Genomic DNA, 14775 nt, shown 5'->3' with positions numbered 1-14775 from the left:
TTCAATATGAAATGCTCAGTCTGCACTAATGAAATAAGAGAAAAATATTGCTCAAATTGTGGTCAATACTTTAAAAATAGTAGAGTTACAAGTATTACAATTTTATGGGGTTTATTTGAAAGTTTTTTTTCATTAGAAAAGTCTATTTTTATGAATTTAAAAATTGCACTTTTTGCGCCAAGAACAATAGTTTCAAATTATTGGAACGGATTTAGAAAATATTATTTTACACCTTTTCAATTCTTTACAATAGCCTCTTTATCGCTATTAATAAATTACTTTTTTTTTAATAATTTTTTGGGGCTGTCATTAACAGTTAATATTTCTTCACATCTTGCTATTTTAGCTTTGAATATTGTATTGCTAACACTTTTTAGTGCTTTAGTTTACATAAAGTTCAAGAAAAATATTTTTGAGCATTTAATTTTAAATATTTACAATGTAAGTTTATGGACAATTCTATTTGTTCCCATTTCAATTGTTTTGAGTTTAGTATTTGAGAATACTGATATGGCAAGATTTTTCTTTATTCCATTTCATTTATTGATTTTAATCTGGAATTCTAAAGTCTTTGATTTGAGTAGCTTAAAGCGTTTTCTTTTTGTAGTTTTAAACTTAAGTTTGTTTTATGGAACCTTACTTGTTTTAATATATTATAGTAACCTATAATTTGAATCATATAAGTTATATGAGTTCTTGTTCTTTTAAAGATTTTTTTAAACGGTTATGATTTTCCCAAAATCTATCTTTTATCTTTTGAAAAACTTCATCATATTTAGGGTGAGTAGAAAGAGATTTAACTAATGGATCTTCTTCAAGAAACAATAAAATCCAATATTGGAAACCATCTTGTAAACTAAATTTATTGTAAGCATCTATTGCTTTATCAGGTTTACTTTCATAAAGATAAAGCATAGCTAAACTTGCCTCTCTGTAAATTGACTCATCTTTTTCTAAGTAGTCTTTATATTTATTAAAGTATTTTTCAGCTTTATCAGAAAATCCTAATTTTTTATAGGTGTAGGCAATTTTTATGTTCTCTGCAGGATACAGGTCTATTTTATTAGTAGAAAGTATGTTAATATATTTCTCGTAATAAACCAATGCATTTTCATAATCCTCCTGAAAATAATACGTTTTGGCTAATTCTTGAGTTATATCAGCGCGAGTTGTATCTTTTCGCCACTCAATAAACATTTTTTCTCTTAAGGAATTTAAATCTTTATCATTAGCATAATCTATAAAATTTATTAAGTAAGTAGAATATTGATTTTCAGGATTATAATTTAAAGATTCTTCAATGTATTTTGAAGCTTCTTTAGCAAACCCATTTTGCACTAATGCATTACTCAAGTTAAGGTAGATAAAGCTTTTAGATATGCTATCGTTAGCTTCTACATTCAATTTTATTCCTTTTAATGCATACGTAAGATACTTATTTGTATCTGGAACAACTCTAGCATATAAATCAGATAAAATTAGTACCACAGAAGAAGCATTTGGGTTGTAATCTAGTGCTTTTTCAAGGTAAGGTATTGCTAACCTAAATTCGTTTGCGTTAATATAATATAGCGCTTTTGCAATCAGAGACAATTCAGAAGTAGAGTCATACAACAAGGAATTGTCTGCATATTCATTTAATTTGTCTAAATACTTCTTTTCAATTTTATTAACATCTAAGTAATAGTAGCAAATTGCAATTTGAGCATGTGCATTAGCGTATTTTGAATCTTCTTCTATAGCTTTTTCAAAATTCAGTATGGCCTTATTTAATCCTGCTTCACTTTGCTCATTTTGATTTTCTAATCCTTTTAAATAATAATCATAAGCCAATATGTTTTCTGTTGGTTTTTTATTTATCTGTTGCAACTCTGCTGGCGTAACTTTTGCTTTTATGGCTTCAGCAATTTTTTTTGCAACCGTATTTTGCAATGAAAATACATCTACAACTTTATTGTTATATTGTTGTGCCCAAATTGGCATATCATTAGAAGCATCAATTAACTGAATGTTGAGTAAAACTTGATTTCCAATACGTTGTCCACTTCCTTCTAATAAATAGGCAACATTTAATTCTTCAGCAATTTCTAATACAGTTTTGTCTGTATTTCTATACTTTTCTACTGAAGTTCTACTAATAACTCTTAAATCTTCTATTTTTTGTAAGTTGTTAAGCGTAGATTCCATTAGGCCATTTACAAAATACAAGTTTGTAGAATCACTACTCATATTTTTAAAAGGCAAAATAGCTATAGACTTTTTAAGATTGTTAGAACTAACTTCTGAGTTGCTACTACTATTCTGAATAAACAGGTAGGAAACAACAGCAATGATTAAAAAAGTAGCCAAAACAACTTGTAAACTATATTTTTTTAAAAAGCTTGTTTTATCTTCTTCAACAAAAACTTCAGTTTTAATATGCTCTGGTTCAATTTGTGATTCAATTTCTGGGTCTTCAATAACTTCTTTTCTAGATTCTCCAGGAGAAAACCCATAATGCTCTCTAAAGCATTTTATAAAATAAGAATTGTTACTAAACCCAACTTTATAGGAAATTTCTGAAACAGTAAGTTCTGTTTCTTTTAGCAATTCCATTCCTTTTTGGAGACGAACTTGACGTATAAATTGACTTGCACTGAGTTCGGTTTGCTTTTTTATTTTTCTAAGCAAGTTGGAACGACTCATATGCATCTCGTCAGCTAACTCAGAAACCCCAAATTGTTCATCAGATAGGTTCTCTAAAATAAGCGCTTCAGCTTCTTTAATAAATTTTCCTTTGGATGAGATCGTAGACATGTTGTTTTAGATTACCCCAAAAGTATCAATTTTTATTTTAAAATAAAACGGATTTAAACATCAAAGTTTTTTGAAGTAAAATAGTTGTTTGCGTCATAATTTATATCGCTGCTTCATAATTTTCAATCTGTCATCAAACTTTATATATAAGGCTACATAAGGGTTGTAAGCAAACTTAGTTCTTGTTGCATCTTTGTATCAACAAAAATAAAGTTATTAATCATTACAAATTTAAATTATGAAAACACTTAAAATCATCTCAATTAGAAAGACAGTACAGGTATTATTACTTACACTTTTATTAACAAGTTCTTGTGCACAATCTGATAAAAAAACAAACTCAGATACAACTGCAAAAACAACAAAAAGTGTAACCAAGCCAAGTATGGATATCCATGCTGCAGTACTTACTGGAAATTTGGAAGTAGTGAAGCAACATATTGAAGCCGGAACTGATATCAATCAAAAAGAGGCAATGTCTGGTTCTACACCATTAATGTCTGCAGCCACATTTAATAAAACCGAAATCGCAAAAGCATTGATCAATGCTGACGCAGATTTAACTATAAAAAATAATGATGGAGGTACAGCTTTGCACACTGCAGCATTTTTTGGTCGAATAGAAATTGTACAATTATTAATTGATGCCAAAGCAGATAAAACGGTTCGTAATAATTTTGGAGCTACACCTAGGGAAATAGTAATATCCGACTTCGCTCAAATGAAACCTATATATGAAATGTTAACTCAACAATTACAACCAATGGGCTTTACATTAGATTTTGATGAATTGCAAAAAGCAAGACCTGTTGTTGCTATGATGTTACAATAAAAACAAAATACAATGACAACAGAAAGAAGATACGATATAGATTGGCTAAGAGTAATAGCCATTGGTTTGCTATTGATTTATCATATAGCCATTATTTTTCAACCTTGGGCAATGTTTATAGGCTTTATTCGAAGTGAAGAAGCGTTAGAAGGATTGTGGAAACCAATGACGATGTTGAATGTTTGGAGAATTCCTTTATTGTTTTTTGTATCAGGAATGGGTTTATATTTTGCAATGAAAAAAAGAAATTGGAGGCAATTATTACTAGAAAGAGGTAAAAGAATTCTATTGCCTTTTGTTTTCGGTTATTTTGCAATTACACCATTACACATGTATATTTTTCAAGAGCATTATAATATGTCATTGAGCTATTTTTCGCATATGGGGCATTTATGGTTTTTAGGAAATATTTTTGTCTATGTATTATTGTTGTCTCCGCTGTTTTTTTATTTAAAGAAAAACGACGATGGTAAATTTAAAAAAATAGTTTCTCAAGTTATGAGTTATGCTATGGGGCCAATCTCTATATCGCTTTTTTTTATGTTAGAAGTGTTTTTTGTAAAACCACAATTATTTGAAATGTATGCAGAAAACTGGCATGGATTTTTTATAGGATTTCTAGCATTCTTTTTTGGATACCTCTTTGTCTATAGTGGAGCTTCCTTTTGGCAAACAGTTTCAAAATGGAAATGGTTATATATTGGTTTGGCAACGATTCTCTTTGTTATTCGTTTTACAGGATTTGAGTCAATATCAAATATGTACTTTACTTCTATAGAATCAATCTCTTGGATATTAGGTGTCTTTGGACTTGGTTATTGCTACCTAAATAAACCAAGTAAATTACTTAGCTACTTGAGTGCTGCTGTTTATCCTGTGTATATCATTCACATGTTTGTGTTGTATGTAGGAGCCTTATTAATTTTGCCTATAGAGCTGCATCCTATGTTACAATTTATTGGAATTACAATCTTCACATTCATTTTTTGTTTCTTAATTTATGAATTCATCTTAAAAAGGGTTGCATTCTTGAGACCTTTATTTGGTTTGAAATGGAATTTTAAAACTGTGGAATCAAAAACGTTGAAAACATCTAATATCAAATCTGAAGCTTTATAATCAAATTTAATTCTTAAACCATGATAAAATTATTTAGAAAAAATAGACTAAAAATGCTAACGAATAACAAAGTTGGAGCTTATGTAGCCTATGCAGCTGGAGAAATTATTTTGGTTATTGTAGGAATTCTTATTGCTTTAGCAATTAACGAACACTCAAATAATGAAAAGAAATTAGAATTAAGGAATTCTTATATTAATCAATTAAATAATGAGGCAGATCGAAATCTTAAAAAGCTTAGTGTACTGAATAATGAGGCAAACCAAATGCTAAAAGATTTAAATACAATATTTAAATTACTATTAGATAAAGATTATGATAATCCTAAATTAGCAACAAAATCTTTTTTTCTAATTGTTTCAAAGAAATTTTTTCCAGTAACAATAACTTACGAAAATTTAAAATTTTCTGGTGATGTAAAACTTTTTGATGATTTAAATTTAAGGAATACAATTTCTGAAACTTACGAAACTTTTATTCCTATAGAAAAACTCGAAGCTTCAGAACAACAAGCAATAGAGGCCTATTATGAGAACTTTTTAATGCCTAAAGTTCAATTTAGAAACATGGGTATTACTTCAGAAAGTTATGGAAAAGATATTTATTTCGAAAATATGGTTTTAACCAGAATGACCACTATTGCTCAAAATAAAGAGGCATATACCAATGCTATCGAATCATTAAAGAAACTGAAAAATACGTTTGCTGAATTACAAAATATAAATTAAAACATGCTTGATTCTAGATTGGTTTATTGTTTAAATTTTGATTTGTATTTTACAAAAAAATAAAACAATCTAAAAATCAATCCTATTATGAAACAAAATAAAACAAAAAAGATGCTTAAAGTATTACTTATTCTTGCCAGTTTATTTTCATTGACTTTTGTTCCATGGACTTTAGTTAAAGCTTGGGGGAAACCATTACCAGATACAATTCAAGAACAATTAGACGAAGCTCTTAATTATGATTTTGAAGGAATGATTGTTTATATTGATAAAGCAGATCAAGAACCTCAAAGTTTTGCTTCAGGTTGGCATAATCGAGAATCTAAAATTCCTGCAAAAAGGGATGCTTTATATAAAATTGCTAGTATTAGTAAATTGTATGATGCAGTTGCTGTTACTAAATTAGTAAGTCAAGGTCGTCTTTCTCTTGATAAAACTTTAGCAGACTACTTACCAGAACTTAAAGGTCAAATAGAAAATGCAGATAAAATTACATTAAGACTAATGATTCAGCATAAAAGTGGTATTCCTAATTTTACAGATACTCCAAGATTTTGGGAAAATCCAGTAAGAACTTATGAAGAAAATCTTGCTTTAATTACAGGTAAATCTGCAAATTTTGAACCTGGTGAAGATTATGAATATTGCAATACAAATTATTTGTTGATTAATAAAATAATGGATAACGAATTAGGTTTTAACAATTTTCAATTCATAAAAAAAGAAGTTTTAAACCCATTGGGTTTAACAAACACATATAGTTCGCTTAAAGAAGTAAATATTGATAATGTAATGAGTGGCTATCACATTGGCTATCCTTATGATGTAAAAGAAAACGATTATGGAATGCACGCATCTGCAGAAGACGTTGGTGTTTTTCTTAGAGCATTAAACAATGGGGCTTTATTTAATGAAGGTGAGCAAGAAATATATTCCTCTATTTATGAATATGAACATTCTGGTTGGGTTCCTGGTTATCAAAGTTTTGCAAAATATTACAAAGATATTGATGCTGTAATTGTAACATTCTATAACACAACCGATCCTAAACTGTATAATTGGAATCTATCAGAAATTATAAATAAAAGAATTTATAAAATAGTAAAAAAACAAAAATAGCATGAAAACACAAATTCAAGAAAGATCCATAGAAAGAAATAAAACTTGGAAAACAATCTTTCTATTTCTTGCAATCGTTATTCTTCTTACTTCACCTTTTCATTATGCCATAGTTAATTTATATCCATCACGAATATATGTTGGAGCTATCATGTGGTGTCCTGCAATTGCTGCATTTATTACCCTAAAAATAAAAGGTCGTAATATTTCATCGCTACATTGGAATTGGGGAAATTGGAAATATATCCGATGGTCTTATATTGTTCCTGCCTTATATGGTATAATCACTTATGTGCTTATTTGGATTTTCGGTTTTGGAAATTTAGCCAATAGCGAAGCCATTACTGAATGGGGAAAAGAACTTGGCTTATTTGGCATAGGCACTTTAAACCCAACATCAATAACGATCATAGCTATTATGTTGTTAGCAACTATAGAGGTTATTAGAGCCTCTGCAACAACATTAGGGGAAGAAATTGGATGGCGAGGATTTTTTATCTATGAATTAAGAAAGGTTCTTTCATTTACTGGTGTATCAATTTTTAGCGGATTGATATGGTCTTTTTGGCATTGGCCATTGCTAGTTTACTATAGTAACAATGTCCTATTAGAATTTACAACGTTCACTATCGTAATTGTTTCTATGTCATTTATCATGACTTATTACACGTTTAAGTCTAAAAGTCTATGGCCAGCAGTAATTTTTCATGCAGTCAGTAATGTATACATTCAAAAAATAATGCCACCTCTAACTATAAAAGTTGAAGGAACAGAGCAATGGCTTGGCGAAAACGGAATTATGTTTGCAATTGTTACCTGCATTTTTGGAATTTACTTTTGGAAAAAAGGATTGAAGGAACAATTATAAATCAACTTACCTCTTAGGTTTTACGGCTTGGTAATTTTAATTTTCCAAAGTATTAACCTGTAAAAAAAACAAATATCACATTAAAAATACAAACAAATGAATCACTCTGAAAACACATCAAACAATGCACCCAAGGTTGTTAAACGTAAATCTCACCCATTTTGGCAATTTTTTTGGCTCACTTTTCTTGTTGTTTCGCTTTGGTATGCTTGGTATTCATTCTATGCGTCATCCAACGATATAACTTGGACAAATGACATTGAGTCCGCACAAAAGCTTGCTGTCAATTCAGACAAAAATATCATGATATTCTTTACAGGGACATGGTGCTCTCCTTGTAAAATAATGAAACGTCAAGTTTTTGCTGATGATGAAGTTAAGAAAGCTATGGATGAGAAAATTATATCTCTAGAAATTAATATTGATGATCCGAATTCTCAAGCGCTAGTAAAGCAATATAATATCGGTGCAACACCAACAACCATTTTTATTTATCCTTCAGGAAAAGTGATTGATTATGCTGTTGGAAAAGTGGATAAATCAAAATTCCTTGAAATGATTAAAAGTTTGAAATAATTTTTTAATTAATAAATGTATAAATAATAAAAAAAAATGGATCAAGTTTCCTAAACCTTAGAATGTAGAAATTCAATAATTAAAAAGACCATGAACTCTATAAAGCATTTTTTTTAATAAAGATCATATAGTTCTTTATCGGTTATTATTTCCTCAAAACACAAAATTCTTCAAAGCTAAGTTACATAATGCGCAGTTATAGTCCTCTTTCGTAAACTACAGGGTCTATAACGCCATTATGTAAAATAGCAGCTTTCCAACGCTCAAATAGTTATTATCAATATCATTTTAGCAGTTTAATAATTAGTGTTCTTGTTCAAAGAATATTAAATGTAAAGCCTTACTTTCATAGCTCAAATTCGTAAGTAAAATCTATTACTTATCTCATTCAAGCTGCACAAAACCATCGCTAAGTCCAAGTATTCCTTATCTCAAGTCTTTGTTTGTTTCATTTCACTAACCAATAGATTTTAGTCCACTTTCCCCACCACCCTTTCAAAGGTGTAGGTTCCAGCAATTAGTAATGTTTGCCATGTGTCTGCGGTAGTTTCACTCCATTCTATCAATTCACCTCAATGCTTCCTTTCATCCAGCAACTTCGGTTTCCTTTCTCTCATTCCATTCAACCACCTCAACACTGCGCATAAAAAAGAACGTTTTGAAAAAAAAACGTTCTTTCTTTATTTTTCCAATACGACAACATCACTAATTACCTCTACCTACGCGCTTTTCCCCTGAAAGTTAGTTTGAATTATTCAATGCGTTGGTATCTAATTTCTAAAACAGTTTTGTAAGCTGTTTTCATTTCATTCGATAAAAAAGAAGTATTGATCAGTTGTATTGCTTTCAGTTTATTTTTTAATATACGTTTAAAAACGCCTTTAATTTGTTTGTCTGTTAAATCCAAGTCAATGCCTAATTGTTCAAAATGTTCTTTTTTTAGATTACTTTTTTTTCCTGCTAAGGTCAAAGCAAGTTCTTCTGTGTCCTCTGGCAATACAATAGTCACATTCAATAAATCATAGGCTGGGGCCAATGTCCAACCAGAAATTCCTTCAATCATAGAAAAATTCTTCAAATGCATATCATTATTACCTGTTAAAAAACTAAACAAGGCCAATTCAAAAAAGAAAATTTTATCCAATTGTGTATTACTCGAATACTGCCCAATGGCTTTACCTATTTTTTCCATAGAACTTTTATACTTGTCAAAAGCTTCTGTAATTTGAAAAAAATCAATCATATGTATTTTATCTCCTTCAAGGGTTCTATCAATACGTTTGGTGATATACGATAACTCTCCTGATGTCAATCGTATCAAACTAGAAGGCACTACGTTAATACCAAATGCTTCTGCAATACGCATGGTCAAATGCTCGTTTTCTGGCATTTCTTTAAATTCTAAGGAAGGTGGTTTAAAGATGTAATTACCTCCCAAAGCTCCAACTACAGTAAGTCTTGGTGTTTCTTTTGTAGTATTGTTGGTATCCAAAGACATCGATAGTTTCGGTTGCACTCCTGGTACAGCAATACTTCTAGAGATTACATCTTTAGCCAAAGCATCCATTTCTGTAATACCATATGGGAGTTCTGGTGGGGTAGTAGTCCCAAAGAATTCCAAAGCACATCTTTCATGAAAATCAATTTCATTTACTAAGGCTTCATAACAATACAAACAATGTTTTTTAGTTTTCATGAGGCTCTTTTATAGGTTCAACACTTACAGCGCCTATACAGTTTTGGCAACAAGCCAACAGTAAGCCCATTCTGTCATTTTGTTTAATCTTCCAGTTTTTAGTAGCTACGTTTAATAACCATCCTTCTGGGATCAATCCTTCAAAAAAAGCGAACAAGCGATTATTGATATAAGGTGCTGTTCTCACTGGCATACTAAAAGTAATAAATGCTTCTGGATGCTTTTCAACATAGACTGCACCATAAGCAAAAACATAATCTCCTTCGTCGGTTTCTGTAATCGTACCTGCCAAAATTTCTTTGTAATATACCTTACCTTGTCTCATCGTCTATATTTTTTCTTTCTACGGGTGCTAGTTCATGGCCAAACATAGCCAAAACCAAATTCACTTTTTCTAAGTTCAAATTGGTTTTACCTTGTTCTATTTTACGCACTACTGTTAAAGCAACTCCTGCGCGTTCTGCAAACTCTTCTTGGGTTAGGTTTACTTCTTTTCTGCGTTTTTTTACAAATTCTGACAATAACTTCATTATATGCTTTTAGATATAAATAATAGCAAATATACTAATTTATATGTTTTTAGATATAAATTAATAAAATAATATTATTTTATATGCTTTTAAATATAATGTAGGCTTAGAAAATCACCAATTTTATACGAACAAGAGTAATTTTTAATGAAAATTACCCTCGTTTTTAATATAAAGGTAAATACGACCCGTAAAGTATTCCTTTCAATTATAGGATAAAATAAAAAAAGATAGCAAATATAAGTGCCTTGCTCCATCCAACGCTAAAAGGCTATAAAGGTCAAGCCCTACGGGTTTTAAATAAAACTTTTTTTAATAGCCTTTTTCTTTTTAAATAAACATTTTTATAAAAAAAACTTTTATTCAAAAACCTTGACAGCCTTTCCAAAGGCACTTTTCATAGGCATATCTCTTTTTAGTTCCAAAAAAATTATGTGCGAAGCGTAGCGAAGCATAATTTTAAATTGGATACCTATGTCAACTTTTCAAATCAAGACCCACCAACCAGGGCGCATCTATCACAAACCTCATTTTTTTATATTGAACAAAGGACTAAATTCTGGAAAGCCATTTACGGCTCCAGTAAGAAATTCTTTTGTTGTATCTACAGAAAGCGTAGAACAAAAAGAGGCTCTATTTCATCTATCGTATATGCTTTTAGAGGCTAAATGCTATCGTTTCTATCTAAAAGGGTCTGTAATCCCTTTTATTTATATTGCAGATGTTAAAAATTTATTGATCAAAAATAGCAAGTATTTTGGTCAAAAAGATTTTGAAACCAAGCTAAAAGCACTTAAAAAAGTAGAAGAATTAGAGGTCGTTTTTCAAAACAAACTAAAAGCTATTCAAGAGCTCAAATCTGTTCTTCTAAGATATTGTAAATTAGAACATTAAGCACAAAAAAAGTCCGATCAGAAGATCGGACTTTTCAATCCAGTAAAGGTTACCAAATCAAAACTGGACTTATTTTTTACGCTTAGTAATTTTTTTTAAGGAATAGGAAACCATAAAACTAACAGTAGCTCCAATCACTGCTAAAATAATAGTTTTTAAAATATCTTGTGTAAATATTCCTGGACTAATACTTAACAGGGTACCAGATGCAGTTCCAACTTTTAAGTGAAGGTCTGTTCTCATGGTCCTTGATCCTTTTTAGTATTATTTTTTGATTCTATTTCTTCGGCAACTGTAACTTGACTCACAGCAGAAATGACACCTCCAGCAACCGCAACATATCCTGCAACAGTGATTACTGCAGCTGGCAATGTAATGGGGGCAGCCAAAAGACTTCCACTAACTGCTAATAAAGACAAACCAATGGTTCTTAAAACTCTAAAAAATTTAGGTGTGGGTGCTTTTGCACGTTCTTGAATGTTCATAATAAAATAGTTTAAATGAATAATTGACTTTTAAAATAGGATAGGGAAGAGGTAATTCGCAATTGCACGGGTGTATTTTTAGCAAGTACTGGTAATACCAAACTCGTTAATTTATGGAATGCTTTTCTTGACAAATTTCCTTTTCCAATCCCTGTATGATAAGATACAGGTGCAATACAGCCTTCTAATTCTTTGATGGCATCATTTGCTGGATGCAATAAAATCAAACTTCTACCAGGTACATCTTGTAAATGTATATGATGTTGAAATTTTTGACTGTAACGTTTCTGTAAATTGTACAATCCTTCAGGAACACAAGAAATATTTTGTTCATTTTGGATCCATGGTAGCTCAATCGTATAACAAATCAACTGCCCATTCCAAAGAAGTATTCCTTGTGTCCCTTCAGGAAAATAAGTTCTGTGTAAGACCAAAATCATTACACACCTCCATCAACTTTTACCAAAGAAAGCGCATTGTAAGCTCCATTTTTCAAAGGATACATTTGCCCATTTACTTCTTGATAAAATTCAATACCCAATGCTAAAAACAACGGATGTGTACTATTTGCAGTCACAGCATTACTTAAGTTGATGACAGCTGTAGCAGTAGCATCCCAAGGTAAAATGCCAGTTTCTGAAGTTGCCACCACAGAAGTTTCATTTTCAAAATCAATTTCTGCCCCTCCAGAAATGACTTTAAAATGAGTGGTTCCACCTGGAGCAGCAATCATATTACTTGGAATAAAAGTAGGGATATCAATATCCAAAGTTCCTGCGACACGATCTATAGTAGAGGTGAAGGCAGCAAACAAACTAGAACCTAGTTTCCCATTAATATTGAATTCAAATCCAGTCAATAATTCTGCTTCGCCATCAATAACATTTCTCAATCCACGAATACTTACAGTATCTGCTTGTATTACTTTCACCATAGATTGATGTAATCTACTTACCACTCTATTGTCAGATGCATTTAATAGAAGCAAACGCAATGCAACTCGCAACACTTTACCAGCTTTTCCTGCTCTTCCAAATTCAGAACCATTTTCTCGGGTTCTTTGAAACGCAGGATCATTTGCAATTCTTTGAGCGTCTACGCCTCCTTTTTCTCTGGCCAAATGACCATCTTTTGTTTTGTAAAAAGTAATATCTCCAATAGTACCTTTTAGTTTAATAATTCCTTTTTGTCTTGCCATAATTTCTAATTTTTAATGATTATACACTCAAATATTAGAGGTTTTGATCAATAAAAAAAGAAGGGGTTGTTCTAGATGTCACTCAATGGTACAAATGGCAAACAGCGTCATTAATAGTGGGAATAAGTTGGCTAAAAATCAGTATATTGATGGTGTAAGACAACACCATAGTAAAAGTATAGATAGTATATGAAAAAAGAGATGCAAAGAGTATGCATCTATCCAAAAGACGTTCAGATCATTACTGGTAAAAGTTATCGTCAAAGCGTTAGATTGGTGCATAAAATTAAAATAGAGCTCAATAAAACTACCAAAGAGTTCCTAACTATTGATGAGTTTTGTGAGTACACAGGCATAAAATATGAACAAGTTTCCCACTTGATTTTAGGCTAAAACACTAAAGAGGTAAACTTCACACAATTCATTTCAAAACTCAAACTAACATTTTTAAATACCAGTTCATTTATTAGTATAGTTTCTATAAAAATTACTTTGAAATAGTTTCAATTTTTGTTATCTTTATATTATACAATTTAGTGTTTTTTAGTAGGTAAAAATAGGGGTCTAAATCGGTGTCACTTTTCAAATAAAATTTGTAAATAACTGATTATCATATATAATATAAAGAGGTTCAACACCCTCTTTCTCCGCCAAAAAAAAATCCCGTAAGAATTTACGGGATTTTTTATTTTCAGTTATTTTTTACTTGAATTTTTCTTTCAAACGGCTTTTTAAGTAAGTTGTATTCTTAAGACCAACTTTTTTAGCTGTTTCCTTAAGGCTTATTCTTGGGTTTTGTGAAATGATTTCTTGCGCAACATTTAACCTACACTCGATCATTAATTGGTTTGGTGTTTGCCCAAAAATAGCTTTTGTTCTTCTTGTTAATGTTTTGGTAGAGATTTCAAATTCTTCTGCTAATGATTCTATAGAGAAGTTAAAATTATCTACATTTTCATATAGAATTCTTTCTGTTTTTGTTTTAAAGTCTTCAAATTGATCATTAGTGTTTAAATCTAATTTGCTTTTAGAAGATAAAACCGTTTTATGGTAAACAATTGCTCTATTTATTATGTTTATCAATTCTTCTTTAAAGAATGGTTTATAAACATAATTGTCTATACCTAACCTTAACATTTTTTTCTTTTTATCTAAAGAAGTAAGAGAGGTGATAATAATGATGGGAAACTCATAGTTTCTTTCCTTGATTTCAGAGACTAATTCAAAACCATCCATTTGGGGCATGTTATAGTCTGTGATAAGTAAGTCTATGTTTTCTTTCGCGATAATATTTAATGCGTCTTCGCCAGATTTGGCTTCTATAACATCGTATTCAGTTAATATGCTCGAAACATAAATTCTAGAGTCCAGAGAGTCGTCAACAACTAAAATTTTAGATTTCATAAGTATTTTTAAGGCTAAGCAATAGATTTGCATTTCGAAAATAATGAAAATATTTGAGATTTACTTTATAATTTGATGCTCATTTGTGTTTTAATAAAACGTATTAAAAAAAATATTTTCGTTTGTATACAAATAATATTTTATGATGGATAAAGTGATTTTATAGTTAATAATATTGTTTATGTTTAGGGATTTTTAGCATATGAGTATTTTTAAAAATATATAAAAACTTGAAAACAAGTAGTTTAAGTTATTGTTTAAAAAAAACAAAAATTAAACAAAATTAAAGATGCTGTCTTAAATAGATTTAAGGTTGTCTTAATTCGTCGTTCGTTTTTATACATATCATTTTAAATGTGTCTTATATTTGTAATATAACCTTTGTGGGGAAGGCTATCAAATAAAAGAACTAACGCTTATGTTGGTTCTTTTTTTTGTTCTTAATTTTAATTCAAAGATTTTTGAAGGATGCTTTATTAGTGCAAATTATTTAAAGGGATTTTTAGCAAACTTGTGTTTTTGACTAGAAA

Annotated in this window: 17 protein-coding genes; 8 read left to right on the top strand and 9 right to left on the bottom strand. The window is 30.2% G+C overall.

The features are described 5' to 3' along the window. The first annotated feature begins 150 nt into the window (after positions 1–150). Positions 151–669 (top strand): hypothetical protein, encoded by a 519-nt coding sequence (locus tag LPB302_RS04560; RefSeq protein ID WP_074613566.1) that lies wholly within the window; start codon positions 151–153, stop codon positions 667–669. Positions 670–684: 15 nt separating this feature from the next. On the opposite strand, the gene LPB302_RS04555 is transcribed toward LPB302_RS04560, so the two are convergent. Next, a complete protein-coding gene (locus LPB302_RS04555; protein WP_053975137.1) occupies positions 685–2796 on the bottom strand; it encodes a helix-turn-helix domain-containing protein in 2112 nt (703 codons plus the stop codon). A 238-nt stretch (positions 2797–3034) separates the two neighbouring features. On the opposite strand from LPB302_RS04555, the gene LPB302_RS04550 reads away from it, so the two are divergent. From LPB302_RS04550 to LPB302_RS04525, 6 genes are all read left to right on the top strand, one after another. Then, entirely contained in the window at positions 3035–3628 is a 594-nt protein-coding gene (locus LPB302_RS04550; RefSeq protein ID WP_053975136.1) for an ankyrin repeat domain-containing protein, read from the top strand. A gap of 12 nt (positions 3629–3640) precedes the next feature. Further along, positions 3641–4747, top strand: coding sequence for an acyltransferase family protein (locus LPB302_RS04545; RefSeq protein WP_053975135.1), 1107 nt, complete (start codon positions 3641–3643; stop codon positions 4745–4747). 53 nt (positions 4748–4800) lie between these two features. Beyond that, positions 4801–5475: a DUF6090 family protein gene (locus LPB302_RS04540; protein ID WP_231658743.1), complete on the top strand. Its 675-nt coding sequence runs from the start codon at positions 4801–4803 to the stop codon at positions 5473–5475. A gap of 87 nt (positions 5476–5562) precedes the next feature. Continuing rightward, positions 5563–6594, top strand: coding sequence for a serine hydrolase domain-containing protein (locus LPB302_RS04535; RefSeq protein WP_053975133.1), 1032 nt, complete (start codon positions 5563–5565; stop codon positions 6592–6594). Position 6595: 1 nt separating this feature from the next. After that, entirely contained in the window at positions 6596–7462 is an 867-nt protein-coding gene (locus LPB302_RS04530; protein ID WP_053975132.1) for a CPBP family intramembrane glutamic endopeptidase, read from the top strand. A 96-nt stretch (positions 7463–7558) separates the two neighbouring features. Then, positions 7559–8038, top strand: coding sequence for a thioredoxin family protein (locus LPB302_RS04525; RefSeq protein ID WP_053975131.1), 480 nt, complete (start codon positions 7559–7561; stop codon positions 8036–8038). Between the two features lie 751 nt (positions 8039–8789). Here the strand turns inward: LPB302_RS04525 and LPB302_RS04520 are convergent. Genes LPB302_RS04520 through LPB302_RS04510 form a run of 3 tightly spaced genes read right to left on the bottom strand, consistent with a single transcriptional unit; the run spans position 8790 to position 10264 of the window. After that, on the bottom strand, positions 8790–9734 hold the full coding sequence (locus tag LPB302_RS04520) for a HipA domain-containing protein (protein ID WP_053975130.1): 945 nt from the start codon (positions 9732–9734) through the stop codon (positions 8790–8792). Beyond that, entirely contained in the window at positions 9724–10059 is a 336-nt protein-coding gene (locus tag LPB302_RS04515) for a HipA N-terminal domain-containing protein (RefSeq protein WP_053975129.1), read from the bottom strand. The genes LPB302_RS04520 and LPB302_RS04515 overlap by 11 nt, the downstream gene beginning before the upstream one ends. Then, positions 10046–10264, bottom strand: coding sequence for a helix-turn-helix domain-containing protein (locus tag LPB302_RS04510; RefSeq protein WP_053975128.1), 219 nt, complete (start codon positions 10262–10264; stop codon positions 10046–10048). Before LPB302_RS04510 ends, LPB302_RS04515 begins: the two co-directional genes overlap by 14 nt. 474 nt (positions 10265–10738) lie before the next feature. Between LPB302_RS04510 and LPB302_RS04505 the strand changes: the two genes are divergently transcribed. Next, positions 10739–11158, top strand: a complete 420-nt coding sequence (locus LPB302_RS04505) for a DUF6943 family protein (RefSeq protein WP_053975127.1) — start codon at positions 10739–10741, stop codon at positions 11156–11158. Positions 11159–11227: 69 nt separating this feature from the next. Here LPB302_RS04505 and LPB302_RS04500 read toward each other — a convergent pair whose 3' ends face one another. From LPB302_RS04500 to LPB302_RS04480, 5 genes are all read right to left on the bottom strand, one after another. Then, on the bottom strand, positions 11228–11401 hold the full coding sequence (locus LPB302_RS04500) for a hypothetical protein (protein WP_176966505.1): 174 nt from the start codon (positions 11399–11401) through the stop codon (positions 11228–11230). Beyond that, positions 11398–11643, bottom strand: coding sequence for a hypothetical protein (locus LPB302_RS04495; RefSeq protein ID WP_053975126.1), 246 nt, complete (start codon positions 11641–11643; stop codon positions 11398–11400). Before LPB302_RS04495 ends, LPB302_RS04500 begins: the two co-directional genes overlap by 4 nt. Before the next feature lie 11 nt (positions 11644–11654). After that, entirely contained in the window at positions 11655–12083 is a 429-nt protein-coding gene (locus LPB302_RS04490; RefSeq protein ID WP_053975125.1) for a DUF5675 family protein, read from the bottom strand. Then, positions 12083–12841 (bottom strand): hypothetical protein, encoded by a 759-nt coding sequence (locus LPB302_RS04485; protein WP_053975124.1) that lies wholly within the window; start codon positions 12839–12841, stop codon positions 12083–12085. Before LPB302_RS04485 ends, LPB302_RS04490 begins: the two co-directional genes overlap by 1 nt. A gap of 702 nt (positions 12842–13543) precedes the next feature. After that, positions 13544–14245, bottom strand: a complete 702-nt coding sequence (locus LPB302_RS04480; protein ID WP_053975123.1) for a response regulator — start codon at positions 14243–14245, stop codon at positions 13544–13546. Positions 14246–14775 lie beyond the last annotated feature (530 nt).

Source organism: Polaribacter dokdonensis, assembly GCF_024362345.1.
Taxonomy (GTDB): domain Bacteria; phylum Bacteroidota; class Bacteroidia; order Flavobacteriales; family Flavobacteriaceae; genus Polaribacter; species Polaribacter dokdonensis.
Note: the sequence above shows the minus strand (reverse complement) of the source record. Positions and strands in the feature narration are given on the sequence as shown.